This is a genomic window from Oleomonas cavernae, from assembly GCF_003590945.1.
GTDB classification, from domain to species: Bacteria; Pseudomonadota; Alphaproteobacteria; order Zavarziniales; family Zavarziniaceae; genus Zavarzinia; species Zavarzinia cavernae.
Map to the genome: position 1 here is coordinate 3,535,989 of NZ_QYUK01000011.1, position 22,764 is coordinate 3,558,752.

General features: G+C 68.7%; 23 protein-coding genes and 1 pseudogene. 10 read left to right on the forward strand and 14 right to left on the reverse strand.

Annotated features, from left to right (window positions below; genetic code table 11):
- Nucleotides 1-79 precede the first annotated feature (79 nt).
- From D3874_RS21015 to D3874_RS21025, 3 genes are read right to left on the reverse strand one after another with little or no spacing between them, the layout of a single operon-like run.
- On the reverse strand, nt 80-1,015 hold the full coding sequence (locus D3874_RS21015; RefSeq protein ID WP_199699181.1) for a prephenate/arogenate dehydrogenase family protein: 936 nt from the start codon (nt 1,013-1,015) through the stop codon (nt 80-82).
- A complete protein-coding gene (gene hisC / locus D3874_RS21020) occupies nt 1,008-2,111 on the reverse strand; it encodes a histidinol-phosphate transaminase (RefSeq protein ID WP_456306451.1) in 1,104 nt (367 codons plus the stop codon). The genes D3874_RS21015 and hisC overlap by 8 nt, the downstream gene beginning before the upstream one ends.
- A gap of 58 nt (nt 2,112-2,169) precedes the next feature.
- Nucleotides 2,170-3,021 (reverse strand): chorismate mutase, encoded by an 852-nt coding sequence (locus D3874_RS21025; RefSeq protein ID WP_119780464.1) that lies wholly within the window; start codon nt 3,019-3,021, stop codon nt 2,170-2,172.
- A gap of 127 nt (nt 3,022-3,148) precedes the next feature.
- On the opposite strand from D3874_RS21025, the gene metX reads away from it, so the two are divergent.
- The 3 genes from metX (at nt 3,149) to D3874_RS21040 (ending at nt 6,672) form a co-directional block, all read left to right on the forward strand.
- Nucleotides 3,149-4,348, forward strand: a complete 1,200-nt coding sequence (metX, locus tag D3874_RS21030) for a homoserine O-acetyltransferase MetX (RefSeq protein WP_119780467.1) — start codon at nt 3,149-3,151, stop codon at nt 4,346-4,348.
- A gap of 29 nt (nt 4,349-4,377) precedes the next feature.
- Nucleotides 4,378-4,980, forward strand: a complete 603-nt coding sequence (gene metW, locus D3874_RS21035; RefSeq protein WP_456306452.1) for a methionine biosynthesis protein MetW — start codon at nt 4,378-4,380, stop codon at nt 4,978-4,980.
- 96 nt (nt 4,981-5,076) lie between these two features.
- Nucleotides 5,077-6,672, forward strand: a complete 1,596-nt coding sequence (locus tag D3874_RS21040) for an inorganic phosphate transporter (RefSeq protein ID WP_119780476.1) — start codon at nt 5,077-5,079, stop codon at nt 6,670-6,672.
- Here the strand turns inward: D3874_RS21040 and D3874_RS21045 are convergent.
- The 4 genes from D3874_RS21045 to D3874_RS21060 form a co-directional block, all read right to left on the reverse strand.
- The gene (locus tag D3874_RS21045; RefSeq protein WP_119780479.1) at nt 6,669-7,841 is read right to left on the reverse strand and encodes an ABC transporter permease; all 1,173 of its coding nucleotides are present in this window, start codon (nt 7,839-7,841) and stop codon (nt 6,669-6,671) included. The genes D3874_RS21040 and D3874_RS21045 overlap by 4 nt on opposite strands.
- Complete coding sequence (locus D3874_RS21050) at nt 7,838-9,043, reverse strand: ABC transporter permease (RefSeq protein ID WP_119780482.1); 1,206 nt, start codon at nt 9,041-9,043, stop codon at nt 7,838-7,840. The genes D3874_RS21045 and D3874_RS21050 overlap by 4 nt, the downstream gene beginning before the upstream one ends.
- A 5-nt stretch (nt 9,044-9,048) precedes the next feature.
- Nucleotides 9,049-10,026 carry an HlyD family secretion protein gene (locus tag D3874_RS21055; RefSeq protein ID WP_119780485.1) on the reverse strand — a complete coding sequence of 326 codons (978 nt, stop codon included), beginning with the start codon at nt 10,024-10,026 and terminating at the stop codon, nt 9,049-9,051.
- A gap of 125 nt (nt 10,027-10,151) precedes the next feature.
- Nucleotides 10,152-10,919 (reverse strand): class I SAM-dependent methyltransferase, encoded by a 768-nt coding sequence (locus D3874_RS21060; RefSeq protein ID WP_199699182.1) that lies wholly within the window; start codon nt 10,917-10,919, stop codon nt 10,152-10,154.
- Nucleotides 10,920-10,966: 47 nt separating this feature from the next.
- Between D3874_RS21060 and gloB the strand changes: the two genes are divergently transcribed.
- The 5 genes from gloB to D3874_RS21085 are packed head-to-tail and all read left to right on the forward strand — an operon-like array spanning nt 10,967 to nt 13,650.
- Nucleotides 10,967-11,809, forward strand: coding sequence for a hydroxyacylglutathione hydrolase (gene gloB, locus D3874_RS21065; protein ID WP_456306429.1), 843 nt, complete (start codon nt 10,967-10,969; stop codon nt 11,807-11,809).
- Nucleotides 11,748-12,356 carry a glutathione S-transferase N-terminal domain-containing protein gene (locus D3874_RS21070; protein WP_119782422.1) on the forward strand — a complete coding sequence of 203 codons (609 nt, stop codon included), beginning with the start codon at nt 11,748-11,750 and terminating at the stop codon, nt 12,354-12,356. Before gloB ends, D3874_RS21070 begins: the two co-directional genes overlap by 62 nt.
- On the forward strand, nt 12,353-12,817 hold the full coding sequence (locus tag D3874_RS21075) for a cupin domain-containing protein (protein ID WP_119780491.1): 465 nt from the start codon (nt 12,353-12,355) through the stop codon (nt 12,815-12,817). The genes D3874_RS21070 and D3874_RS21075 overlap by 4 nt, the downstream gene beginning before the upstream one ends.
- Nucleotides 12,818-12,838: 21 nt before the next feature.
- Complete coding sequence (locus D3874_RS21080) at nt 12,839-13,381, forward strand: PIN domain-containing protein (RefSeq protein WP_233560267.1); 543 nt, start codon at nt 12,839-12,841, stop codon at nt 13,379-13,381.
- Nucleotides 13,378-13,650: a hypothetical protein gene (locus tag D3874_RS21085; protein ID WP_119780494.1), complete on the forward strand. Its 273-nt coding sequence runs from the start codon at nt 13,378-13,380 to the stop codon at nt 13,648-13,650. Before D3874_RS21080 ends, D3874_RS21085 begins: the two co-directional genes overlap by 4 nt.
- A gap of 4 nt (nt 13,651-13,654) precedes the next feature.
- On the opposite strand, the gene D3874_RS21090 is transcribed toward D3874_RS21085, so the two are convergent.
- The 4 genes from D3874_RS21090 to D3874_RS21105 all read right to left on the reverse strand — a co-directional run bounded on the left by D3874_RS21090 (nt 13,655) and on the right by D3874_RS21105 (nt 17,187).
- A complete protein-coding gene (locus D3874_RS21090; protein ID WP_119780496.1) occupies nt 13,655-14,284 on the reverse strand; it encodes a glutathione S-transferase family protein in 630 nt (209 codons plus the stop codon).
- Between the two features lie 32 nt (nt 14,285-14,316).
- Complete coding sequence (gene yddG / locus D3874_RS21095) at nt 14,317-15,189, reverse strand: aromatic amino acid exporter YddG (protein WP_119780498.1); 873 nt, start codon at nt 15,187-15,189, stop codon at nt 14,317-14,319.
- A 7-nt stretch (nt 15,190-15,196) separates the two neighbouring features.
- A complete protein-coding gene (gene phbB / locus D3874_RS21100) occupies nt 15,197-15,922 on the reverse strand; it encodes an acetoacetyl-CoA reductase (RefSeq protein ID WP_119780500.1) in 726 nt (241 codons plus the stop codon).
- Between the two features lie 89 nt (nt 15,923-16,011).
- A complete protein-coding gene (locus tag D3874_RS21105) occupies nt 16,012-17,187 on the reverse strand; it encodes an acetyl-CoA C-acetyltransferase (protein ID WP_119780502.1) in 1,176 nt (391 codons plus the stop codon).
- 242 nt (nt 17,188-17,429) lie between these two features.
- Between D3874_RS21105 and phaR the strand changes: the two genes are divergently transcribed.
- Nucleotides 17,430-18,056 (forward strand): polyhydroxyalkanoate synthesis repressor PhaR, encoded by a 627-nt coding sequence (phaR, locus tag D3874_RS21110; RefSeq protein ID WP_119780504.1) that lies wholly within the window; start codon nt 17,430-17,432, stop codon nt 18,054-18,056.
- 152 nt (nt 18,057-18,208) lie between these two features.
- On the opposite strand, the gene D3874_RS21115 is transcribed toward phaR, so the two are convergent.
- From D3874_RS21115 to D3874_RS21125, 3 genes and pseudogenes are all read right to left on the reverse strand, one after another.
- On the reverse strand, nt 18,209-19,846 hold the full coding sequence (locus D3874_RS21115; protein ID WP_119780508.1) for a bifunctional diguanylate cyclase/phosphodiesterase: 1,638 nt from the start codon (nt 19,844-19,846) through the stop codon (nt 18,209-18,211).
- Nucleotides 19,847-19,924: 78 nt separating this feature from the next.
- Nucleotides 19,925-20,632: pseudogene (rlmJ, locus tag D3874_RS21120) on the reverse strand (23S rRNA (adenine(2030)-N(6))-methyltransferase RlmJ); the annotation flags it as partial.
- A gap of 130 nt (nt 20,633-20,762) precedes the next feature.
- Nucleotides 20,763-22,118, reverse strand: coding sequence for an RsmB/NOP family class I SAM-dependent RNA methyltransferase (locus tag D3874_RS21125; protein ID WP_233560085.1), 1,356 nt, complete (start codon nt 22,116-22,118; stop codon nt 20,763-20,765).
- 290 nt (nt 22,119-22,408) lie between these two features.
- On the opposite strand from D3874_RS21125, the gene glnK reads away from it, so the two are divergent.
- Nucleotides 22,409-22,747 carry a P-II family nitrogen regulator gene (gene glnK / locus D3874_RS21130; RefSeq protein WP_119780517.1) on the forward strand — a complete coding sequence of 113 codons (339 nt, stop codon included), beginning with the start codon at nt 22,409-22,411 and terminating at the stop codon, nt 22,745-22,747.
- Nucleotides 22,748-22,764 lie beyond the last annotated feature (17 nt).

Below are 22,764 nucleotides of genomic sequence, written 5' to 3' on the forward strand. Positions count from 1 at the left end.
GCCACCACCGTGGATCCCGGCCTTCGCCGGGATGACGCGTCTTTGTGGTGGAAGGACTTGTGCCCGCCTGGAGCCGACGCTACTCGCCCTGCGCGGGCTGGCGGCGGCCGAAGTCGGCGACGGCGGTTTCCTGGCCGGCTTCGACGATCGAGCGGCGGATCGCGCGGGTGTGGGTGAAGAGGTCGAACAGGGTCTCGCCCTCGCCCCAGCGGATGGCGCGCTGCAGGGCGGTCAGGTCCTCGACGAAGCGGCCCAGCATTTCCAGGACCGCTTCCTTGTTGTTGAGGAACACGTCGCGCCACATGGTGGGGTCGCTCGCCGCGATACGCGTGAAGTCGCGGAAGCCGCCGGCCGAGAACTTGATCACCTCCGACTGGGTCACCGTCTCGAGGTCCGAGGCGGTGCCCACGATGTTGTAGGCGATCAGGTGCGGGACATGGCTGGTGATCGCCAGCACCAGGTCGTGGTGCTGGGCGGGCATGATCTCGACCTTGGCGCCCATCCGCCGCCACAGTTCGGCGACCTTGTCGACCGCCGCGGCCTCGGCATCGTCGGGCGGGGTGAGGATGCACCAGCGGTTCTCGAACAATTCGGCAAAGCCGGCCTCCGGCCCCGAATGCTCGGTGCCCGCCACCGGATGGCCGGGCACGAGATGGACGTTGAGCGGCAGGTGCGGCGCCACATCGCGCAGCACCATGCCCTTGACCGAGCCGACATCGGTGACGATGGCGCCGGCTTCCAGCACCTCGCCGATTTCGGCCGCAATCGCGCCGAAGGCGCCGATCGGCGTGGCCAGCACGACGAGGTCGGCGCCGCGCGCCGCTTCCGCCGCCTCGGCGAACATGGCATCGGCCAGCCTCAGGCGCAGGGCGGTGTCGCGCGTCGCCGCCGAGCGTGCCGCGCCGACGATCTCGCCGGCCAGGCCGGCCCGGCGCATCGCCAGCGCCATGGACGAGCCGATCAGGCCCATGCCGATCAGCGCCACACGGGCAAACAGCGGCGTCTCCTCAGCCATGATCGCCTCGCAGGAAATCGGCGATCGCCGCCGCCGCCGCTTCGCACTCGTCGCCCCGGCCGACCGAGATGCGCAGGTATTGCGGCAGGCCGTAGGCCTCGACCCGGCGCAGCAGGATGCCGCGCCCCGTGAGGTAATTGTCGGCATCGGCCGCGGTACGGCCCGGCTCGTCGGGGAAGCGCACCAGCAGGAAGTTGGCAACGCTCGGCGTCACTTTCAGGCCAAGCTGGGTCAGCCGGCCGGTGAGCCAGGCGCGCCAGGCATCGTTGTGACGCCGCGCTTCCTCGAGAAAGGCCTCGTCGCCCAGGGCCGCGACGCCGGCCACCTGGGCCGCGGTCGAGACGTTGAAGGGCCCTCGCAGGCGGTTGAGCACGTCGGCGATGCCGGCCGGGCAATAGGCCCAGCCCAGGCGCAAGGCGGCGAGGCCATAGAGCTTGGAGAAGGTGCGCATCATGACGACGTTCTGCGCCGCCGCGACCAGCTTGAAGCCGGCCTCGTAATCTTCCGCGCCGACGAATTCGGCATAGGCCGCGTCCAGCACCAGCACGACATGGGCGGGCAGCCCGGCATGCAGGCGCGCCACCTCCGCCTGGGCCAGATAGGTCCCGGTCGGGTTGTTGGGATTGGCGAGGTAGACGAGTTTCGTCGCCGGCGTCACCGCCGCCAGCAGGGCGTCGACATCGGCCTTCAGCTCGGTCTCGGGCGCCTTCACCGGCGTCGCCCCCACCGCATGGGCCGAGATGGCGTAGACCAGGAAGCCATGCTCGGAAAACAGCACCTCGTCGCCCGGCCCGGCATAGGCCTTGGTCAGGAGATAGATGATCTCGTCGGAGCCGGCGCCGCAGACGATCCGGTCGGCGGGCACGTCGAAGCGCCGGGCGATGGCCTGGCGCAGTTCGCCGGCGCCGCCGTCCGGGTAGCGGTGCAGGGCCTGGGCCGCCGCCGCATAGGCTTCCATCGCCTTGGGGCTGGGGCCGATGCCCGATTCGTTGGACGACAGCTTGATCACCCGCTGGCCCGGTTCGCTCTTCGAGCGGCCGCCGACATAGGGCGCGATCTCGAGAATGCCGGGGCGAGGAACGGGGGTATTGGCGATAAGGGGCATGGCGCCTGTCCTGAAGGCTTTGTCTAGATCTAGGCTCAGTGGCGGGGCATCAGTAGTGGCGGACCTCGATCGGACGGGCATAGCCGCCGGCGACGATGGCCTGCAAGATTTCCTCGCCGTGATTGGCAAGCAGGGTCTTGAGGCGCGGGTCGTGATCTTCGAGCGCGCCGTCGATCTCGAACAGGTGCAGGACATCGCCGCCGCGCTGGCGGCTGTCGATGCACTGGCCGATCAGGCCGGCGGCGGCCAGGCGATCAGTGAGGCGGCCGCGGCTGATTTCGGTGCCGTCCCCGGTCACGATGATGAGGTAGGCGGCATCGTCGCCGCTGGCGCCGGGCTCGAACGGCGCGACCACCACGCCTTCGACCGGGGCCTGGGCATCGCGCGCGAAGGGCAGGCGCGCGACGATGCGCGGCCGCGCCGCGTCGGTCGCCGCCAGCAGCGGCCACCACACTTCGTCGTCGCCCGCCGGCAGGGGCAGCACGCCCACCACCTGGCCCGCGCCCTCGGCGATGGCACGCAGGGCCTGGCCCGGTGTGTCGTAGATGTCGATCCGGCTGGCACCGAAATGGTTGCGGGCCAGGTCGAAATGATCGAGCGGGCGGTGCAGCGAATGCAGGGCCACGGCAAAGGGGGCCTGGGTATGGGTCAGGGCGGCGATGATCTCGCGCCAGATCCGCCCGACCACGACCGCCGGGAAGGGCCCGCGGTGGCGGCCGATCAGGCGGCGCAGGATATTGGCCTCGCGCTCGGGGCGCATGGCCCCGCCGCCGGCGCCGCGCTTGAACGCGGCGATCCGCTGCACCACGTCGGTGCGCAGGATCAGGAGATCCTGGAGGCGGTCGTCGATCTCGTCGATCTCGCGCCGCAGGTCGTCGAGGTCGTTCTTCTGCTCGCTCATTTTATGGGACTGTCGAAGCCCGGACGGGTTGCCCGAAGCGAACCGTTTTTAGACGGATGAAACCAGGAACGCAAAGAAAACATTGACTTGGGCCATGCCCGCCCATAACCGATGGGGCGGAGAAAAGATGACCGTCGTCAACACGCCCGATCAACTGCCGTCGGCGCCCTCCCCCGCCCTCGACACCGCCCCGGAGGGGGGTCACAGCAAGCGCGCCTTGCTGGGCCTCGACGCGCCGTTGCAACTGGATTCGGGCGCCCTGCTAGGGCCCCTGACCGTCGCCTACGAGACTTACGGCACGCTCAATGCAACAAAATCGAACGCGGTGCTGGTCTGCCATGCGTTGACCGGGGACCAGTATGTCGCCTCGATCAACCCCGTCACCGGCAAGCCGGGCTGGTGGACCGGCCTGATCGGGCCGGGCCAGGCGGTCGACACCGACCGATTCTTCGTCATCTGCGCCAATGTCCTGGGCGGCTGCATGGGCACGACCGGGCCCAAGGACCTCAATCCCAATAGCTGCAAGCCCTTCGGCCTGGATTTCCCGGTCATCACCATCGCAGACATGGTGCGGGCCCAGGCCATGCTGATCGACCATCTGGGGATCGACAGCCTGTTCTGCGTCATCGGCGGCTCGATGGGCGGGATGCAGGTCCTGCAATGGGCCGCCGCCTACCCGCAGCGGGTGTTCGCGGCCGTGCCCATCGCCACCGCGGCGCGCCATTCGGCCCAGAACATCGCCTTCCACGAGGTCGGCCGCCAGGCGATCATGGCCGATCCGGAATGGCGCGAGGGCCGCTACCTCGACCAGGGCACGCGGCCGCGCGCAGGCCTGGCCGTGGCGCGCATGGCCGCCCACATCACCTATCTGTCGGAACCGGCCCTGCACCGCAAGTTCGGCCGCAGGCTTCAGGCGCGCGACCGCCTGGGCTTTTCCTTCGACGCGGATTTCCAGGTCGAATCCTACCTGCGCTACCAGGGCTCGAGCTTCGTCGAGCGCTTCGATGCCAATTCCTACCTCTACATCACCCGGGCGATGGATTATTTCGACCTGGCGCAGCCCCATGACGGGGTGCTGTCCGCCGCCTTCAAGGGCACGAAGACCCGCTTCTGCGTCGTCTCCTTCACCTCCGACTGGCTGTTCCCGACGCCTGAGAACCGCAAGATCGTGCATGCCCTGAACGCCGTCGCCGCCAACGTCTCCTTCGTCGAGATCGAGACCGACAAGGGCCACGACGCCTTCCTGCTGGACGAGCCGGAATTCAACCGCACCCTGACCGGCTTCATCTCCTCGGCCTGGGCCGCCCGCCAGAAGACCATGCCATGAGTGAACCCGTTCGGCCCAATGTCGACGCCATCCGCGTCGACCTGCGCGCCATCGCCGAGATGGTCGCGCCCGGCGCCAAGGTGCTGGACGTCGGCTGCGGCGACGGCGACCTGCTGGCCTGGCTGGGCGAGCACAAGGGCGTCGACGGCCGGGGTGTGGAACTGTCCCAGGCGGGCGTGAATGCCTGCGTCGCCCGCGGCCTCTCGGCCGTGCAGGGCGACGCCGATACCGACCTCGTCGACTATCCCACCGACGCCTTCGATTTCGTGATCCTGAGCCAGACCTTGCAGGCCACGCGCAACCCGCGCGCCGTGGTGACCGAGTTGCTGCGCATCGGCCGCCACGCCATCGTCTCGTTCCCCAATTTCGCCTATTGGCGGGTGCGGGCGCACTTGTTGCTGCGCGGTACCATGCCCATGACCTCGTGCCTGGCGGAACCCTGGTATGCCACGCCCAACATCCACCTATGCACCATCCGCGACTTCGTCGACCTGGCCCGCGAACTCGGCATCACCATCGAGCGCGGCCTGGCGGTCGACCGCAGCGGCCGGGCACGCGGCGTCGGCGGCACCGGCACGATCGCCAATATCTTCGGCGAGCAGGCGGTTTTCCTGCTGACCACCGGTCGCTGAACGGTAAGTTTTTTGCAGCGCTGCCACGCCGCGATCAAAAATCTTTCACAGCAGGGATGTAGCCTCTACCCATCGTTGTAGCTTGGGGAGAACGTCATGGCACAGCAATCGGTCTTCGATCGGCATCATGGCGGCAGCAGCCCCGGCGCCTTCGGCTCGCTTATCTTCATCCTCCTGCTGATCGTCGGCATGGGCTATGCCGGCAGCCAACTGGTCGGCGACCTCGAGGTCGAGCAGACCACCTCGTGGCTGCCCTTCATCCTGCTGGGCGTCGCCCTGCTGATCGCGCTGGGCTTCGAATTCGTCAACGGCTTCCACGACACCGCCAACGCGGTCGCCACCGTGATCTATACCCACTCGCTACCGCCCACCATCGCGGTCGCCTGGTCGGGGCTGTGGAACTTCCTGGGCGTCTTGACCTCCAGCGGCCTGGTCGCCTTCGGCATCATCTCGCTCCTCCCGGTCGAGCTGATCCTGCAGGTCGGCTCCTCCGCCGGCTTCGCCATGGTCTTCGCCCTGCTGATCGCGGCGATCATCTGGAACCTGGGCACCTGGTATTTCGGCCTGCCCTCGTCGAGCTCGCACACGCTGATCGGCTCGATCATCGGCGTCGGCCTGATGAACCAGTTGCTGGCCCCCGCCGGCACCGCGACCAGTGGCGTCGACTGGGGCAAGGCCACGGAAATCGGCTATAGCCTGCTGCTCTCGCCCCTGGTCGGCTTCGCCGCCGCGGCCCTGCTGCTGCTGGCGGCCAAGGCGCTGATCCGCCAGCCCGCCCTCTACAAGGCGCCGGAGGGCAAGAACCCGCCGCCCTTGTGGATCCGCGGCCTGCTGGTGCTGACCTGCACCGGCGTCTCCTTCGCCCACGGCTCCAACGACGGGCAGAAGGGCATGGGCCTGATCATGCTGATCCTGATCGGCACGGTGCCCACGGCCTATGCCCTGAACCGCGCGGTGCCCGAATCCGAGATCGCGGCCTTCGCCAGCGTCACGGCCCAGGTCTCCACGGTCATGGACCACTACATCCCGCAAGGTGCGGCCGCCCCGGCCGAGAACGGCCGGGCCCAGGTGCAGGAATTCGTGCGCAGCCACACCCTGGCGGCCGAGACCCCGGCCGGGGTGAAGGCCCTGGCCCAGTCGGTGTCCAAGGACATCACCACCTACGGCTCGATCGCGGCGATCCCGGCGGCCCAGGTCGGCAACGTCCGCAACGACATGTACCTGCTGTCGGAGTCGCTTCGCCTGATGCTGAAGGCGGGCACGCCGGCCTTCACCGCCGACGAGATCAAGGTGCTGAAGACCTATAAGGGCGAGCTCGACGACGCGACCAAGTTCATCCCCGACTGGGTGAAGGTCGCCGTCGCCATCGCGCTGGGCCTGGGTACCATGGTCGGCTGGAAGCGCATCGTGGTCACGGTGGGCGAGAAGATCGGCAAGGATCACCTGACCTACGCCCAGGGCGGCTCGGCCGAGCTGGTGGCCATGGCCACCATTGGCGCCGCCGATGTCTACGGCCTGCCGGTCTCGACCACCCATGTGCTGTCGTCGGGCGTCGCCGGCACCATGGCGGCCAACGGCTCGGGCCTGCAGATGGCCACCGTGCGCAACATGCTGATGGCCTGGCTGCTCACCCTGCCGGTCTCGATCGTCCTGTCGGGCTCGCTGTTCTGGCTGTTCCGCAACCTGTTCTAAGGTGTCCCGGCCACGGGGCGGATCGTCGACCTGATCCGCCCCGTGCGCCACCGGTGCGCCAGGACCGCCGTCGTCCCGTAAAGCAGCGCCAGGGCCAGCAGGGTAAGCCATTCGTGGCGCACCTGCGCGAGCGTCGCGCCCATCTGATTGACCCGCACCAGGGCGGGGATGGCCGAGGAACTGGGGATCAGGCGGCCGATCATCTCGAGGCCCGCCGGAATGGCCTCCGTCGGCCAGGAAATCCCTGAGATGAAGAGCAAGGGCATCCCCAGCCCGACCAGCAGCAGGACGACGCTCTCCCGGCTCGGCATCAGATAGGCCAGGGTGAGGCCCAGGAAGCTGGTGGCCAGCAGGAACGGCAGGCCAAGCCCCAGCATGTCGCCGAGCGCGCCCAGCCGCGGCAGATGGTACACATAGGCCAGCAAGACCAGATAGAGCATCATCCACACGGTGAAGATCGTCACGTAGCACAGCGCCGGGCCGAAGACGCCGCCGACCGGGCCGGCCGCAGCATCTTCCGGCGGGGCTGGGCCGCGGGTGCCGCCGCGCAGGGCGCCGATGCCCATCAGGAGTGTTTGCTGCAGCAGCATGACGAAGGCGGCCGGCACGATATAGCTGGCATAGCCGCCCTGCGGGTTGAACAGGGGCACCAGCGTGGTCGGCATCGGATCGACCAGGGCCCTGGCCGCCGCCGGGTCGGTCCCGGCCGCCACCAGCCGGCGCGTCTCGACCTGGACACCGAGCGATTGGGCCGCGCCGCTGACCGCCGCCATCGCCTGCCGGTAGATCAGGAAATAGCCGCCGTCGCCGAAGGCCGCGATCGGCGACTGCCGCCCGGCCAGCAGGTCGCGCTCGAAATACGGGGGCACCACGACGATGGCGTAGACCCGCCTTGCGAAGAAGGCTTCCCGCGCGGCCGGCAGGTCGTTTGCGGTGGCCGCGACGACGGCCCCCTCGCCCGCGTCGATGCGCCGGATCAACTCCCGGCTGCTCGCGCTGTTGTCCTGGTCGACGACGATCACCGGCACATTCTTGATCGCCTCGTTCAGGTAGGGCTGCGGGTAGAAGACGCCATAGAGGACGACCGCCCCCACCATGGCCGCCATGGCAATGGGATTGCCCCGCAGGCGTCGGAATTCGGCCCGGAAGGCCTGCCACAGGGCTGTCATGTCGCCGCCTCCAGGACCAATTGGCCGGCGCGCAGGCGGTCCCGGCGCAGCTTGGCGACGCGCAGGACCACCAGGAGCGCCGCGACGGCGACACACAGGGCGAGGTAGGCCAGCGGGCGCAGCGAGGCTTCGACGGGGGCACCCCGCAGGGTCTGGTCGATGCGGATCTGCATGTACCAGGTCAGTGGCAGGATGGCGCCCCAGGCCTGGGCGAACCAGCCCATGGCCAGCCGGGGAAAGCTGATCCCGACAAAGCCGAAGGCGGGCGCGGTAAACAGGCCGGCGATGTTGAGCGACTGCACGAGGTCGCGCCCGACCAGGGCAAACAGGGCGCCCACGAGCTGGTAGGCGAGGACGAACAGCAGGTTGGCGGCGAGCAGCAGCGGCCAATGGCCCCGGAACGGGGCGCCCAGCCAGCCGAACAGGATGCTGTCCGCGATCCCCAGCGTCGCCATGAAGGCGAAGGTGTAGGGCAGCATTTTGCCCACGATCGCCGGCCCGATCCCGCCGCCCAGCTTCGAGAGCAGGCGCAGGCCGATCACCCCGCGGCGGTCCAGCCCGATCGAATAGGCCGAGACGACGCAGATGAAGATCTGCATCACCGTCGGGATCTGGGCCGCCAGCAGGAAGAAGACGTAGTTGAGCGTCGGGTTGAACAGCGGGCTCTGCTGCACCGGTATGGGGATCAGCGAGGCCAGCGCCGCATCGGCGCCCTGCCCGCGGCTGGTTCTTGCCGCCACCCCGACGCCCGTGGCGGCGGTTGCCACGGCACTGCCGATGGCGCGCGACACGATGCTGCCGATGGTCATGAACTGGTTGTTGTAGAACACGGCGACGTCGGGCCGGCGGCCGGCCTTGACGTCCCGCTCGAGGTTCGCGGGCAGCATGACCACGGCATAGGCCGTGCCTTCGAGGATCAGGCGGCGGCCTGCCGCCAGATCCTCGACCGCATAGGCCACCGCAACATCAGGCGTGGCATCGACCATGCGGATGACCTGGCGCGAAAGATCGGAACGGTCCTTGTCCACCACCGCGACCGGCAGGTCCGTGGGCAGGCCGCTATTGAAGATCCCGGCCAGCAGGCCGCACACCAGCAGGGGAAAGACCAGGGCCAGGAAGGTGATGACCGGCCGGTGCCGGATCCAGCGCAGTTCACGCTGGACCACCAGAAGAAGGCCGGGCTGGGGCCGGGGGCGTGCCATCGCGGTCAGTGCCGTTTCCAGGGCACGATGCCGCTCATACCCGGGCGCAGGCCGTCGACCGGGGCAACCGGCTTGGCGCGGACCTCGAACGTTCGCAGGTCGAAGTCGCCGGTCGCCTTGGTCGCGCGCCAGTTGGCATACTGGCCCTGGGCATTGATCGCGGTCACCCGGACGGTCACGGTTCGATTGGACAGGGCCGGCAATTGGACGTCGAAAGTATCGCCGACCTTCAGGCCCGCCAGCAGATCTTCGCGCAGGTTGAAGGTCAGCCACACGTCGGAAAGGTCGACGATGGACAGCAGCGGCGCGCCGGGGCTGAACAGGACGCCGCGTTCGGCGACGCGGGTGGTGACTTCGCCCGCCACCGGGGCATGGATCACCAGTTCGTCGACATCGGTGCGCGTCTGGCCATAGGCGGCATCGGCCTGCTTGACCCGCGCATCGGCCAGCGCCTTCTCCTCCTCGCTGCTGCCCTCCTCGGCCAGGGTCAGGTTCGCCTGCGCCGCCTCCTTGGCCTTCAGGGCTGCCTGCAGGCTGTTGGCGGCCTCGTCCAGGCGCTGCTGGGGCGCGTTGCCGGATTCGGCAAGCTGCTTCTGCCGGCCGTAGCTCTGCTGGGCCAGCACCACGTCGGCCTGCGCCTTCTCCAACTCAGCCTTGCGCGCGTCGATGACCTCCACCCGCGTGCTGTAGATGCGGTTGCGGTCCGCCTGGGCGACCAGCAGCGCGGCCTGGGCCGCGGCCAGGCTGGCCTGTAACTGCGGGCTTTCCAGCTCGATCACGACATCGCCGGCCTTGGTCATGTCGCCGACGTCGACGTTGAGCGTCTTCACCCGGCCGGCGACCCGCGGGGCGAGGTCGACACGGGTCGCCTCGACCTCGCCCTGGACGATCAACGGCGGGGGCTGGACAGCGAACCAGAAGACGATGGCGACCCCGACGAACAGGAGCCCGAGAACGACATATCGGCTGATCCGGCGGTTCATCGTACACACCTATGGGCAAACAGGGCGCAGGGCGCCCCGCGATTACGGCTTGTCCAGGTCGACCGCCGATTAACCAAACCGTCCCGATAGCAGCCGATTTTCGGCGCCTTGTAAATCGGCCGCCGCTAGTCGGCCGTGGCCGCGTGAACGCCGTTACGCGGGGCACCCACGGCGGGGACCAGCACCTTCACCCGGCCGGTGACGCGCTCGCCCGGCGGGGTCAGGGCGTAGAGGCTCTTGGCCGCCTCGACCACGAGCAGGCCCGAGAAGCCGGGCCACAGGCGGTGGCCCAGCCGCTCCCAGAAGGGTGCCATCTTGATCAGGAAGCGGTAGCGGGTGGGCGGCAGGTAGAGGGCGGGCACCACGCGCAGGGTCTCGAACATCGCCCCGCGCAGGGTCAGGTCGATCTGGGTCGCGGAAAACGGCCGGCCGGCGCCGAACGGCGTCGCCTCCCGCCTCGCCCAGATGCCGCGGCGGTTGGGCACCACCGCCAGGATCCGGCCGTCGGGCGCCAGCACCCGCCAGATCTCGCGCAGCAGCGGCCGCAATTCGGTGGTCATCTCCAGTTCATGGACCAGGATGATGCGGTCGATCGAACCGTCGGCCAGGGGCAGTTCGGTATCCTCGGACAGGGCCACGGCGGCCGGGCCGCGGCGCGGCCAGCGGGTGACGCCCTGCTGTCCCGGCATCAGGGCGATGACCCTTGTCCCTTCGTCACGAAACGGCCGCAGATAGGGTGTGGCATAGCCCAGGCCCAGCACGGTCATGCCGCGCAGGTTGGGCCACATCTCGCGCAGGCGCCGCCGGATCAGGCGGCGCGTGACCGCACCCAGCGCACTGTCGTAGAAATGCCGAAATTCGAGAACGTCCAGCCGCATTTTGTTCCAACTCATCCGCCGGCATCGTGGCCGATCCGGCCGGGATTGCCTATACTGAACCCATGAGCCTGATCGACGTTCATCTGGTGCCGTGCTTCACGGACAACTACGTCCCCCTGGTGCGTGATCGCGACAGCGGCCAGACCGCCATCGTCGATCCCGCCGATCCCGGCCCCGTGGCCGCGGCGCTGGACCGGCTGGGCTGGCGCCCGGCCATGATCCTGAACACCCATCATCACCCCGATCATGTCGGCGGCAATCTGGAGCTGAAGGCACGCTACGGCCTGACCATCGTCGGGCCGCGGGGCGAGGCCGACAAGATCCCCGGCCTCGACCGGGCGGTCGGCGAAGGCGACAAGGTCGCGCTGGGCCAGCGCGTGGCCCAGGTGTTCGACACGCCGGGGCATACCGCCGGCCATATCGCCTATTGGTTCGAGGATGCCGAGACGGTGTTCGTCGGCGATACCCTGTTCGCCGCCGGCTGCGGCCGCCTGTTCGAAGGCACGCCGGCACAGATGTGGAACTCCCTGTCCAAGCTGGCCCATCTGCCGGGCACGACCCGGGTCTACTGCGCCCACGAATACACCGAGTCGAACATCCGCTTTGCCCTGGCGGTCGATTTCGAGAACCCGGCCCTGCGGGTGCGCGAGGCCAGCGTCCGCGCCACCCGCCGCCTGGGCGAGCCGACGGTGCCCACCACCATCGCGGTGGAACTGGCGACCAACCCGTTCCTGCGCGCAGACGTGCCGGAATTCGCCAAGGCCATGGGCCTGCCCGGGCCGATCCGGTCACGGTCTTCGCCGCCGCGCGCAAGGCCAAGGACAATTTCAGGTGACCGATCCCATGAAGTTGCGTTTCTCGCCGACCTCGCCCTATGTCCGCAAGGTCCTGATCTTCGCCCATGAAACCGGCCTCGCCGCCGGAATCGAACTGGTCCCGACCAATGTCTGGGTGCCCGAGACCGACATCGGCACGGTCAACCCGCTGGGCAAGGTGCCGGCCCTGATCACCAAGGACGGCACCGTGCTGTTCGACAGCCCGGTCATCCTCGATTACCTCGACCACCACCACGACGGCGCGCGCCGGATCCCGCTGAAGGGCAAGGAACGCTGGTCGGTGCTGCGTCTCCAGGCCCTGGCCGACGGCATTCTCGACGCGGCCGTCTCGCGCCTGCTGGAAAGCCGGCGGCCCGAGGGCGAACGCTCGCCGGCGTGGGTCGAGCGCCAGCGCGCGGCGATCATCCGCGGCCTCGATGCCCTGGAAGCCGAGGCAGCGGGCTTTGGCGAGGTGCTCGATGTCGGCCAGATCACCCTGCTGGCGGCGCTGGGCTACCTCGATTTCCGCTTCTCGCACGAGGATTGGCGCCAGGGCCGGCCCAGGCTGGCCGCCTGGTTCGCCCAGGCCTCGGCCCGCCCCGCCTACGCCGCCACGGCGCCCTACGACCCGACATGATCGAGGCCGAGAGCGCCGCCGAGGTGATCCGCCTCCTGGACCTGAAGCCGCATCCCGAAGGCGGCCATTTCCGCGAAACCTTTCGCGACACCCGGCCCGGGCCGATCGCCGGGCGCGGCGCCTCGACCGCGATCTACTACCTGCTCGAGGCCGGCGAGTTGTCGGCCTGGCACCGGGTCGACGCGGTCGAGATCTGGCACTGGTATGCCGGCGCCCCCCTGGCCCTGACCATCTCGCCCAACGGCCATGACCTCCAGGGGTTCCATCTGGGGCCGGACCTCGCCCAGCACCAGCGGCCCCAGGTCGTGGTGCCCACGCTCGCCTGGCAGACGGCCGAAAGCCTGGGCCGCTGGACCCTGGTCGGCTGCACCGTGGCCCCCGCCTTCGATTTCGCCGGCTTCGAAATGGCCCCGCCCGGCTGGCGGCCTGTGCCGCGGCCTGAAAAGCCCCCTCTGCCCTGAGGGCGGAGGGGGTTGGGGGAGGTGGGCAGCGCTGAAATAGCGGCCATCCTCCTCACCCCGGCCCTCTCCTCCTCGAAGGAGGAGAGGGAGCATGGCGGCAGCCAGCGTCATGACATATGCTGGCGCCCGATGCGCGTCGTCCTCGATCCCGAAGTCCTCGTCGCTGCCCTGCAGGCCAAGGCGGGGGCGAGCCGTGTTCTGCTTGAATGGGCGCTTCTCGGCGAGATCGAGATCGCCCTCTCGGTCTCTCTCGTCCTTGCCTACGAAGATCTGTTGCTGCGCCCGGCGGCGCCCCCGGTGCCGGGCCTGAGCATGGCCGACGTGCGCGCGGTGCTGGATGCCCTGTGCGCGGTCGCCGTGAAAACCGGGATCGATTTCCGCTGGCGCCCGATCCTGTTCGGCGCCACCGACGACATCGTGCTGGAGGCCGCCCTGAACGGCGGCGCCGGCGCCATCACCACGTTCCGGCCCGCAGACTTCGAGCATGCCCGCCACCTGGGCGTGCGGATCGAAGACCCGCCGCAGTTGCTCGACTGGTTGCGATCGATGGAGTGCGATTCATGACGCGTTCGGATTTGCGCCTGCAGGCCTCGCTGCGCGAGGAGGCCGAGCGGTTTGCCCAGGCCGAGGGCACCACGCTCAACCAGTTCGTCAATGTCGCGGTGGCGGAGAAGATCGCCGCCCTGCGCACCGGCCAGTTCTATCACGAGCGCGCCGCCCGTGCCGATATCACCAAGGCCTTCAAGATCCTGGACCGGGCCGGCACGGCAGCCCCCTCGCCCAAGGACCTGCTGCCGCCCGACTGGGACGAGGAAGCCGGGCGGCGGCGCTGACCGCTCAGCGGCCCAGCTTGTAGGGCCCGCCCTTCGCGATCGCCGCCTGGTAGGCGGGACGCCCATGGATACGCGCGGCATAGGCGGCAAGATTGGGGAAGGCCGCGATCGCCCCGCCGCTTTCGGCCGCCTCGACCACGAAGCTCAACTGGATGTCGACCGGGCTGATCTCGTCGCCCAGGAAATACGGCTTGTCGCCCAGCGACGCTTCCATATAGCTCAGGTGGTTCATGATCTCGCTCATCACCCGCGGCATCAGCGGTGCCGCGCCGTCGTTCAGGCGGCTGAGGTAAAGCGCCAGCAGGAACGGCAGCATGGCCGAGCCTTCGGCGAAATGCAGCCAATGGTGATAGGGCACCGCCTGCGCCGGCGCGCCCTTGGGCGGCACCAGGCTGCCCTTGCCGTACTGGGCCACCAGATATTCGACGATGGCGCCTGACTCGGCGACCACCAGGTCGCCGTCGGTGATCACCGGCGACTTGCCCAGGGGATGGATGGCTTTCAGTTCGGGCGGGGCCAGATTGGTTACCGCGTCGCGCTTGTAGGACACGATCTCGTAAGGCAGGCCCAGTTCCTCGAGCAGCCAGAGGATGCGCTGTGACCGTGAATTGTTCAGGTGGTGGACCTTGATCATCGGCGCTCTCTCCCGTTGTTGCGCTTCTTTTACTATCCCCGCCGGCTGGCCAGGATGGCCCCGCCGGTGATCGCCAGGCAGGCGACGCCCAGGCCCAGCGTCGGTTCGGCCTTGCCGACCAGAACCAGGATCACAGTCGAGAGCAACGGCGCGCCATAGGCAAGGGCGCCGAGCAGGCGCGGGTCGCCGCGTTTCATGCCGATATCCCACAATAGGAAAGCAGCGCCCACCGGCCCCAGGCCCAGGCCGGCCAGCGCCGCCCAGCCAAGGGTCCCGCCGGGTGGAACCCAGGTCTCGAAGGCGAGATGGCACACCGTCGCCAGGATGGCGGTGCCGATCGAATAGCCGGCGACGATGCCACTGGGCACGCCGGCGAAGCGCCGCGAAGCCAGGGAATAGACCGCCCAGGTCACGGCCGCCGCCAGGGCCGCCAGATAGCCCGCCATGGCATCGAGCGAGAATTGCGCCTTGGGGCCCAGCAGGAAGGCGACCCCGCCCAGGCCCAGCAGGGCACCCAGCACATGGTTGGGGCGCAGCCGCTCGCCCGGCAGCAGGGCGCTGCCCAGCACGATCAGCAGCGGCCACAGATAGCAAACCAGGCTCGCCTCCGCCGGCGGGGCCGAGGTCAGGGCCAGGAAATAGAGGGCGTGATAGCCAAACAGCCCGCCCAGTCCCAGCAACCACACGGGTGCCGGCTGGAGATAGAGGGCAAGGCCCTCGCCGCGCACGACATTGGCCAGGGCCAGCAGCACGCCGCCGATGCCGAAGGTGATCGCGGTGATCTGGAACGGCGGCAGGGCGGTAACCTGGGCGGTCAAGACCGCCAGCACCGCCCACAGGGCGATCGCCCCCGTCCCCAACAAGGACGCGCGGCCCGAGGGGCCGCGCGCTGTACCGGTGGTCACCGCAGGATCAGGCGGCGATGTACTGGCCGCCGTTGATGGTCAGGGTCGAGCCGGTGATGAAGCCCGCGTCCTCGGCCGCGAGGAAGACCACCGCGCGGGCGATTTCCTCGGCCTTGCCCAGGCGGCCGACCGGGATCGTGGCGATGATCTTGTCGAGCACGGGCTGCGGCACCGCCGCCACCATCTCGGTATTGATGTAGCCCGGCGCGATCACGTTGACGGTGATGCCCTTGGACGCGCCTTCCTGGGCCAGCGCCCTGGTGAAGCCGATCAGGCCGGCCTTGGCGGCCGAATAGTTGGCCTGACCCATCTGGCCCTTCTGGCCGTTGATCGACGCGATGTTGACGATGCGGCCGTACGCGCGCTCGCGCATGCCCTCGATCACGCTGCGGCACATGTTGAAGGCCGAGGTCAGGTCGGTGTCGATGACCGCCCCCCACTGTTCGGCGCTCATCTTGTGCAGGGTGGCGTCGCGGGTGATGCCGGCATTGTTGACGACGACGTCGATCGCGCCCAGTTCGGCCGCGACGGTGGCGAGGCCTTCCTTGCATTCGGCGAAGCTCGCGACATTCCACTTGTAGACGGGAATGCCGGTCTCCGCCTTGAACTTGGCCGCCGCTTCGTCGTTGCCGGCGTAATTCGCCGCGACCTTGTAACCGGCGTCCTTCAGCGCGACCGAAATCGCGTGACCGATACCGCGCGTGCCGCCCGTGACGACCGCAACCCGAGCCATGTTATCCTCCAATGCCGCTATTCGTGTTGGCCAGTAGAAAGCGCCGGCCGGATTTGAGCCCCGGCCGGCGCCCGAGTCATTGACATATGTCAGTCGCGCTCGACCGTCAGGGCGACACCCATGCCGCCGCCAATGCACAGCGTGGCAAGGCCCTTCTTGGCATCGCGCTTCTGCATTTCATGGAGCAGGGTGACCAGCACGCGGGCGCCCGAGGCACCGATCGGGTGACCGAGGGCGATGGCACCGCCGTTGACGTTGACCTTGGACGTATCCCAGCCCAGGTCCTTGTTCACCGCCAGGGCCTGCGCGGCAAAGGCTTCGTTGGCCTCGACCAGGTCGAGATCGTTCACCGACCAGCCGGCCGCCTTCAGCGCGGCGCGCGAGGCCGGGATCGGGCCGGTGCCCATGACCTTGGGGTCGACGCCGGCCTGGGCCCAGGAAACGATGCGGGCCAGCGGCTTCAGGCCGCGCTTCTTGGCTTCCTCGGCGCTCATCAGGACCACGGCGGCGGCGCCGTCGTTGATGCCCGAGGCGTTACCGGCGGTGACCGAGCCTTCCTTGTCGAAGGCGGGCTTGAGCTTGGCCATCATGTCGAGCGTGGCACCCTTGCGGATGTACTCGTCCTCGGAGACGACGATGTCGCCCTTGCGGGTCTTGATGGTGACGGGGACAATCTCGTCCTTGAACTTGCCGGCAGTCTGGGCGGCTTCGGCCTTGTTCTGCGAGGCGAGCGCGAAGGCATCCTGCTCCTCGCGGGTCAACTGCCACTGGCGGGCCACGTTCTCGGCGGTGACGCCCATGTGGTAGCCGTAGAAGGCGTCGGTCAGGCCGTCCTTCAGCATCGAATCGACGAACTTCATGTCGCCCATCTTGGTGCCTGCGCGCAGGTGCGCGACGTGCGGCGCCTGGCTCATGCTTTCCTGGCCGCCGGCGATGACGATCGACGAGTCACCGTTCTTCACGGCCTGGAAGCCCAGGGCCACGGCGCGCAGGCCCGAACCGCAGAGCTGGTTCATGCCCCAGGCCGGGACTTCGACCGGCAGGCCGGCGTTGATCGAGGCCTGGCGGGCCGGGTTCTGGCCCTGGCCGCCCGAGAGGATCTGGCCGAGGATGACCTCCGACACGTCGGCGGCGGCAACACCGCTGCGCTTGAGGAGTTCGGTGATGACCGTCTGGCCCAGCACATGGGCCGGGGTGTCGGCAAAGGAGCCGTTGAACGAGCCGACCGGCGTGCGGGCGGCGGCGACGATGACGACGTCGGTCATGGTTCACTCCCAAATGATTGGCGGCACTGCGGCAGTGCGGCATCAAAGTCTTTAAAAGCCTGGGCGGCAGGGCTTCCGCCGCGCGCGCCACATTTGCACGAGGCCGCGATGCGGGTAAATCGGAAATTAGTAGCGCGGCAATCCGTCCCCTTTTGCTGCGCGAAAGCGCACGCGGCACTTGCGTGACGGCACCGCAACAAGCAACAATCGGGTGGGAACGTCCTCAAGGATCGGTAGGGCTCGTGGCAAAGAAAACGACAGGCGAAGCTCCCGTCACCATCAAGAAGTACGCCAACCGGCGGCTCTACAACACGGCGACGTCGAGCTATGTCACCCTGGACCACCTGTGCCAGATGGTGAAGAACGGCGAGGATTTCGTCGTCTATGACGCCAAGACCGGCGAGGACATCACCCGCTCGGTCCTGACCCAGATCATCTTCGAGGAGGAGGGCAAGGGCCAGAACCTGCTGCCCATCCGCTTCCTGCGCCAGTTGATCGGCTTCTATGGCGACCAGTTGCAGGGCGTGCTGCCCAAGTACCTCGAAGTGTCGATGGAATCGTTCTCGCGCAACCAGGATCAGGTGAAGACCGTCATTTCCGAGGCGTTTTCCGGCAAGAATCCCTTACGCACCTTCGAGGAACTGGCGCGCCAGAATTTCCAGCTCTTCGAACGTGCCATCCGCACCTTCTCGCCCTTCGCCGCGCTGCGCGCCGCCACCGGTGACAAGGAAGCCGGGCCGGCAGGGCCTGAGCGCATCATCGAGGGGGCGCCGGCCGGCGAGGGCGAAATCTCGTCCCTGCGGGCGCAGATCGACGCCATGCAGCGCCAGCTCGACCAGCTCGCCAAGAAGACCGAAGGCGAAGCCTGAGGGACTGTTTTAAACCGCGTCATCCCGGCCTCGAGCCGGGATCTTGTGACGCGGAAACACCGGAAACACGGGTTCCGAGATCCCGGATCTCCGCTTCGCTGCGTCCGGGATGACGATAATCGGGCGATGTCAAACAGGCGAAGCCTGGGGGTTCAGGCCGGCGGCAGCGGGCCGGGCCGGCCGAACAGATAGCCCTGGAGATATTTGACGCCGAGGCCGCGGCAGGTCTCGGCGTCGGCTGCCGTTTCCACCTGTTCGGCCACCGTCGGGATATCATAGGCCGCCGCCAGCGCCACCATGCTGGCCACGCTGAGGCTGTTCGACGGATCGCTGGCCAGGTTGCGGATATAGGAGCCGTCGATCTTGACCAGGTCGACCGAGAGCTGGCGCAGATGCCGCGGGGTCAGGTAGCCGCCGCCGAAATCGTCGAGCAGGATGCGGCAGCCCAGCGCCCGGGCGATCCCTAAAATGCGCGAGGCTTCTTCCATCTCCTCGATCGCGGCCGATTCGGTCAGTTCGATCGCCAGGCGAACGACGGCCTTGGGCGCCTCCCGGCCGAAGCGCTCGAGAATGGTGCTCCAGCCCTCGTCCTCCAGGCTGCGGGCCGAGACATTGATCGACAGTTCGACATCGTGCCGGGCCTTGAGGGTTTCGGCCGCCAGTTCCAGGGTCCGCCGGTCGATCATGTGGACCAGGCCGCTGCGCTCGGCGAAGGGCACGAAATCGCCGGCGGGAATCACGGCACCGTCGCGCTGGCGCAGGCGGACCAGGGCCTCGTAGAAGGCCACGCTGCGGTCGGCGACCCGGACGATCGGCTGGAACGCCAGTTCGATGCGGTCGTCGCGCAGCGCTTCCATGACGGTGACCGCGGTCTGGGCCTGGCGCCTCACCCGTTCCAGATGGGCCGGCGAGGGGCGGAATTCGGCATAGCCCTCATGGCCGCGCCGGCGCGCCCGGCGCAGCGCTTCCTTGCCATGGGCCAGGGCATCCTCGATCGAGGCGCAGCCACAGGCCAGGACCGTCCCGCCGATCGAGACCGACGCGACCATGGCGATCCCGACCTCAGCCAGAACGGTGCCGCGCACTGTGTTGATGATGCGCTCGGCCAGTTGCGCCAGGGCCTCGCTGTCGCCGCCGGGGACCAGCACGGCGAAGCGATTGCCGGCCAGCCGGCCGATCTCGAGGCGGCCGTCGAGGACGCCGTGAATGCGGGCGGCCACGGCGGCCACCATCCGGTCGCCGCCGATGACGCCGTAAGTTTCGTTGACCACGCCCAGGCTGCCGACCGCGATGGTCAGCAGGCCCAGGGTCGCTCCATCCGGCTCGCCATCGAGATACCGGCCTAGGCGGGACAGGAAGCTGCCGCGGTTCGAAAAGCCGGTCAGGTCGTCGAACCCCATGATCGACGGGCTGCCGTGGCGGGCGGACAGCAGGCTCATGACACCGATCCGGCAGCGGCGAGCGCCGCCGCCGTCGACACGGCCGCGATCACGCAGCCGGATTTCCTCGCCGGGGTTGCAGGCCAGGGCGTATTCGAGGTCGAAGCTGCCCCCTTGCGCGTCGGCGAGCGCGAAGCTGCGCGCCACCGTGACCCGGTCGGCCGGGGCAACCTGGTCCAGGAGGTCGTCGAGCGCCAAGGGCAAGGGCGCGACGCCGTCGCACGCCGGCGCGCCGCTCCAGGCCAGGGTCCCGGTGGCAAGGTCGAGGCAATAGGCCATGACGCCCGCCGCCTCGAGCGCCTGCGCCAGGGCGATCCCGCCGCCTGGTGCCCTCGCGCCACCGTCGCTCAATCGGTTCTCCAATTCCAGGCGCGCCAGGGCGCCATCCGCAGATCCGGGCGACCTTGCCCTATCGACCTTACGGAAGCGTTACCGATTGTCGTTCTCTTCGCCCGCGAGCCAGGTGACGGCGGTCGTTCCCGTGGCGCCGAACCCGGTCAAATCCAGCAGGCGCGGCAGGCCTTGCGCCAGAGCTGCGTCCAGTTGCCATGGCGGGCGGATGACGATGATCCCGGAGCCGGCGAAGCGGCCGGCATCGTCGGCCGGTTGGGTCAGCAGTTCGGCGGCCAGGATCCTGGCCACGCCGGACTGGGCCAGGGTGGCGTGCAGGCGGTCCGCCGCCGCCCGCCCCTTGAGCGGATACCAGCCCAGGACGATGGCCGCCGGGGCGCGCCGCGCCGCCTCGATCAGGTGGTGCGCCAGCAGGTCGAATTCCGCCTTGGCCTCGAACGGCGGGTCGATCAGCACCACGGTGCGGCCGGTCTTCTGGGGCAGGAAAGCGCGAATCGCAGCCCAGCCGTCGCGGGCATGAACGGCGGCGCGGAGATCGCCGCGCAGCGCGGCTTTCAGGTCGGCCGCCACCTCGTCCACCAGGTCGCAGGCGATCAGGCGGTCCTGCTCGCGCAGCAGGCCCAGCGCCAGCAGGGGCGACCCGGGGTAGAACGGCGCAGCCGCCGCCATGCCGGGGGCCACCAGTTCGCGGTAGGAGCGGGCCACGGCCGGCCAGGCGCCGGCCTCGTGGCGCAGCAGGCGGCCGATGCCGTCCCGCCACTCGCCCCCGGCCGGGTCCAGGCTGTAACCCCCCGCGCGTGGGTGTCGAGCACGGTGATCGGCGCCGGCTTGGCCAGCAGCCGCTCGAGCACCGCGGTCAGCACGACGTGCTTGAGGACGTCGCCGATATTCCCGGCGTGGAAGCCATGCCGATAGTTCATGTCAAGGGCGCGGTCCGCTCCAGCACCGCGGCGAAGAAGCCGTCGGTCGAATGGCGGGCCGGGGTCAGCACCAGATGGCTGCCGTCGACCGGCACCGGGCGGGCCGAGCCGACCTCCCGCCAAGCCTGCGCGATCGGCACCGCGCGGAAATCGGGGTGGCGCGCCAGGAAGGCGTCGACCTGGTCCTCGTCTTCCTCGATGAGGACCGAACAGGTGGCATAGACCAGCCGGCCGCCCGGCTTGACCAGGGCCGCCGCACGGTCCAGCAGGCGGGCCTGCAACTGCACCAGATGGGCCAGCTCCTCGGGGCTGGTGCGCCACTTGGCATCGGGGTTGCGGCGGAAGGTACCGGTGCCGGTGCAGGGCGCATCGACCAGTACCCGGTCGAAGCCGCCCTTCTGGCGCCCCAGCCAGGCATCGCCCTCGGCCCCGATGGCGCGGCGGGTTACATTGTGGACATCGCCGCGGCGCAGGCGGGGCACCGCCTCGTCCAGCCGGCGGGCATCGCTGTCGGTCGCCATCAGGCGGCCCTTGTTGGCCATGCCGGCGGCGATGGCCAGGGTCTTGCCGCCGGCGCCGGCACAAAAATCGAGCACCCGTTCGCCGGGCTTTGCCCCCAGCACCAGGGCGGCAAGCTGCGAGGCCTCGTCCTGGACCTCGACCAGGCCCTCGCGCCAGGCGCGGCTGCGGGCGATGGGCGGCCGGCCGTCGACCCGCAGGCCGACCGGCGACAGGGGCGTGGGCCAGGCGATGATGCCGTCCTCGGCCAGGGCGGCAATGGCGGCGTCGCGCGTGCCCTTGATGGTGTTCACACGCATGTCCAGGCCCGCTTCGCCGCACAGGGCGGCCGCCTCGGCCGCCAGGCTGGTGCCGAACCGGCGGGCAAAGGGCTTCATCAGCCAGTCGGGCAGGTTGGCCTGCACCGCGGCCGGCTGGTCGGGATGATCGAGGCTGCGCTGGATCAGCTTCTCCGCCGCCCGCTTCTCGGGCGCCGGCAGGTCGGGCAGGTGCTTGTTGATGCCCGGCTTGTCCAGGCCGTCGAGCAGGGCCAGGGCCGCCACCAGGCGGGCCAGCGGCGCCGGCCGCGAGCCCACGTGATCCAGCCACCAGTCGATCTGCCGGCGATGGCGCACCAGGCCCAGAACCAGTTTGGCGATCCGGGCACGGGCCGGCGGCGGCCATTTGCGCTTGTCGAAGGCCGCCTTCAGCACCTTGTCGGCCGCCCGCCCCGCCTCGATCGCGATCAGCGCGTCGAGCACCACCGCCGCCATCTCGGCCTCGAGCTTGGGCCGGGGCTGGCGGGGACGAAAGCCGGCGGCGCGCGCGGCAGGGGATTTTCTGTGATCGGCCATGATGGCGCGACACTAGCGATCCGCACTGCACAAGGCGAGGGCGGAAAGCCTGGGTTGCGGCGCACGCACGCTGCACATTATTTGTGCATTGCTGGTCTTTTGTGCAGCAATTTGGCCAAATCATGGCGATAATCGGCCCGCGCACAGCCAATGATTGGCCCTGGATTAGCCTTGGCCCTGAATTGGCATGGTTCTTGACTCCTAGTCGGCGGGGTAAGCGTGCCCGGCCTTCATTTTCGGGGGTTTGTCGGGCTGGCGCGGCCCTTAGGTCAATCGTGAGGGGAACACCCATGAAACTCGTCATGGCCGTCATCAAACCATTCAAACTGGATGACGTGCGCGAAGCCCTGGCAGCCGTTGGTGTGCCTGGGCTCACGGTCAGCGAAGTGAAAGGTTTCGGTCGGCAAAAGGGCCACACCGAAATCTACCGCGGTGCGGAATACACCGTCAGCTTCCTGCCCAAGGTGAAGATCGAGGCCGCGGTCGCCGACGAAATCGTCGAGCAGGTCGTCGAGGCGATCCAGAAGGCCGCCCACACGGGCAAGATCGGCGACGGCAAGATCTTCGTCGTCGACCTTCAGCAATCCATCCGCATTCGTACCGGCGAAACCGGCCCAGATTCGCTCTGAGCGCCGACGAGAGGGTC

Coding starts and splice junctions, on each gene's coding strand:
- D3874_RS21015 (WP_199699181.1), bottom strand. CDS start 1,015: ATGGCTGAGGAGACGCCGCTGTTTGCCCGTGTGGCGCTGATCGGCATG.
- D3874_RS21025 (WP_119780464.1), bottom strand. CDS start 3,021: ATGAGCGAGCAGAAGAACGACCTCGACGACCTGCGGCGCGAGATCGAC.
- metX (WP_119780467.1), top strand. CDS start 3,149: ATGACCGTCGTCAACACGCCCGATCAACTGCCGTCGGCGCCCTCCCCC.
- D3874_RS21040 (WP_119780476.1), top strand. CDS start 5,077: ATGGCACAGCAATCGGTCTTCGATCGGCATCATGGCGGCAGCAGCCCC.
- D3874_RS21045 (WP_119780479.1), bottom strand. CDS start 7,841: ATGACAGCCCTGTGGCAGGCCTTCCGGGCCGAATTCCGACGCCTGCGG.
- D3874_RS21050 (WP_119780482.1), bottom strand. CDS start 9,043: ATGGCACGCCCCCGGCCCCAGCCCGGCCTTCTTCTGGTGGTCCAGCGT.
- D3874_RS21055 (WP_119780485.1), bottom strand. CDS start 10,026: ATGAACCGCCGGATCAGCCGATATGTCGTTCTCGGGCTCCTGTTCGTC.
- D3874_RS21060 (WP_199699182.1), bottom strand. CDS start 10,919: ATGAGTTGGAACAAAATGCGGCTGGACGTTCTCGAATTTCGGCATTTC.
- gloB (WP_456306429.1), top strand. CDS start 10,967: ATGAGCCTGATCGACGTTCATCTGGTGCCGTGCTTCACGGACAACTAC.
- D3874_RS21070 (WP_119782422.1), top strand. CDS start 11,748: ATGAAGTTGCGTTTCTCGCCGACCTCGCCCTATGTCCGCAAGGTCCTG.
- D3874_RS21075 (WP_119780491.1), top strand. CDS start 12,353: ATGATCGAGGCCGAGAGCGCCGCCGAGGTGATCCGCCTCCTGGACCTG.
- D3874_RS21085 (WP_119780494.1), top strand. CDS start 13,378: ATGACGCGTTCGGATTTGCGCCTGCAGGCCTCGCTGCGCGAGGAGGCC.
- D3874_RS21090 (WP_119780496.1), bottom strand. CDS start 14,284: ATGATCAAGGTCCACCACCTGAACAATTCACGGTCACAGCGCATCCTC.
- phbB (WP_119780500.1), bottom strand. CDS start 15,922: ATGGCTCGGGTTGCGGTCGTCACGGGCGGCACGCGCGGTATCGGTCAC.
- D3874_RS21105 (WP_119780502.1), bottom strand. CDS start 17,187: ATGACCGACGTCGTCATCGTCGCCGCCGCCCGCACGCCGGTCGGCTCG.
- D3874_RS21125 (WP_233560085.1), bottom strand. CDS start 22,118: ATGGCCGATCACAGAAAATCCCCTGCCGCGCGCGCCGCCGGCTTTCGT.
- glnK (WP_119780517.1), top strand. CDS start 22,409: ATGAAACTCGTCATGGCCGTCATCAAACCATTCAAACTGGATGACGTG.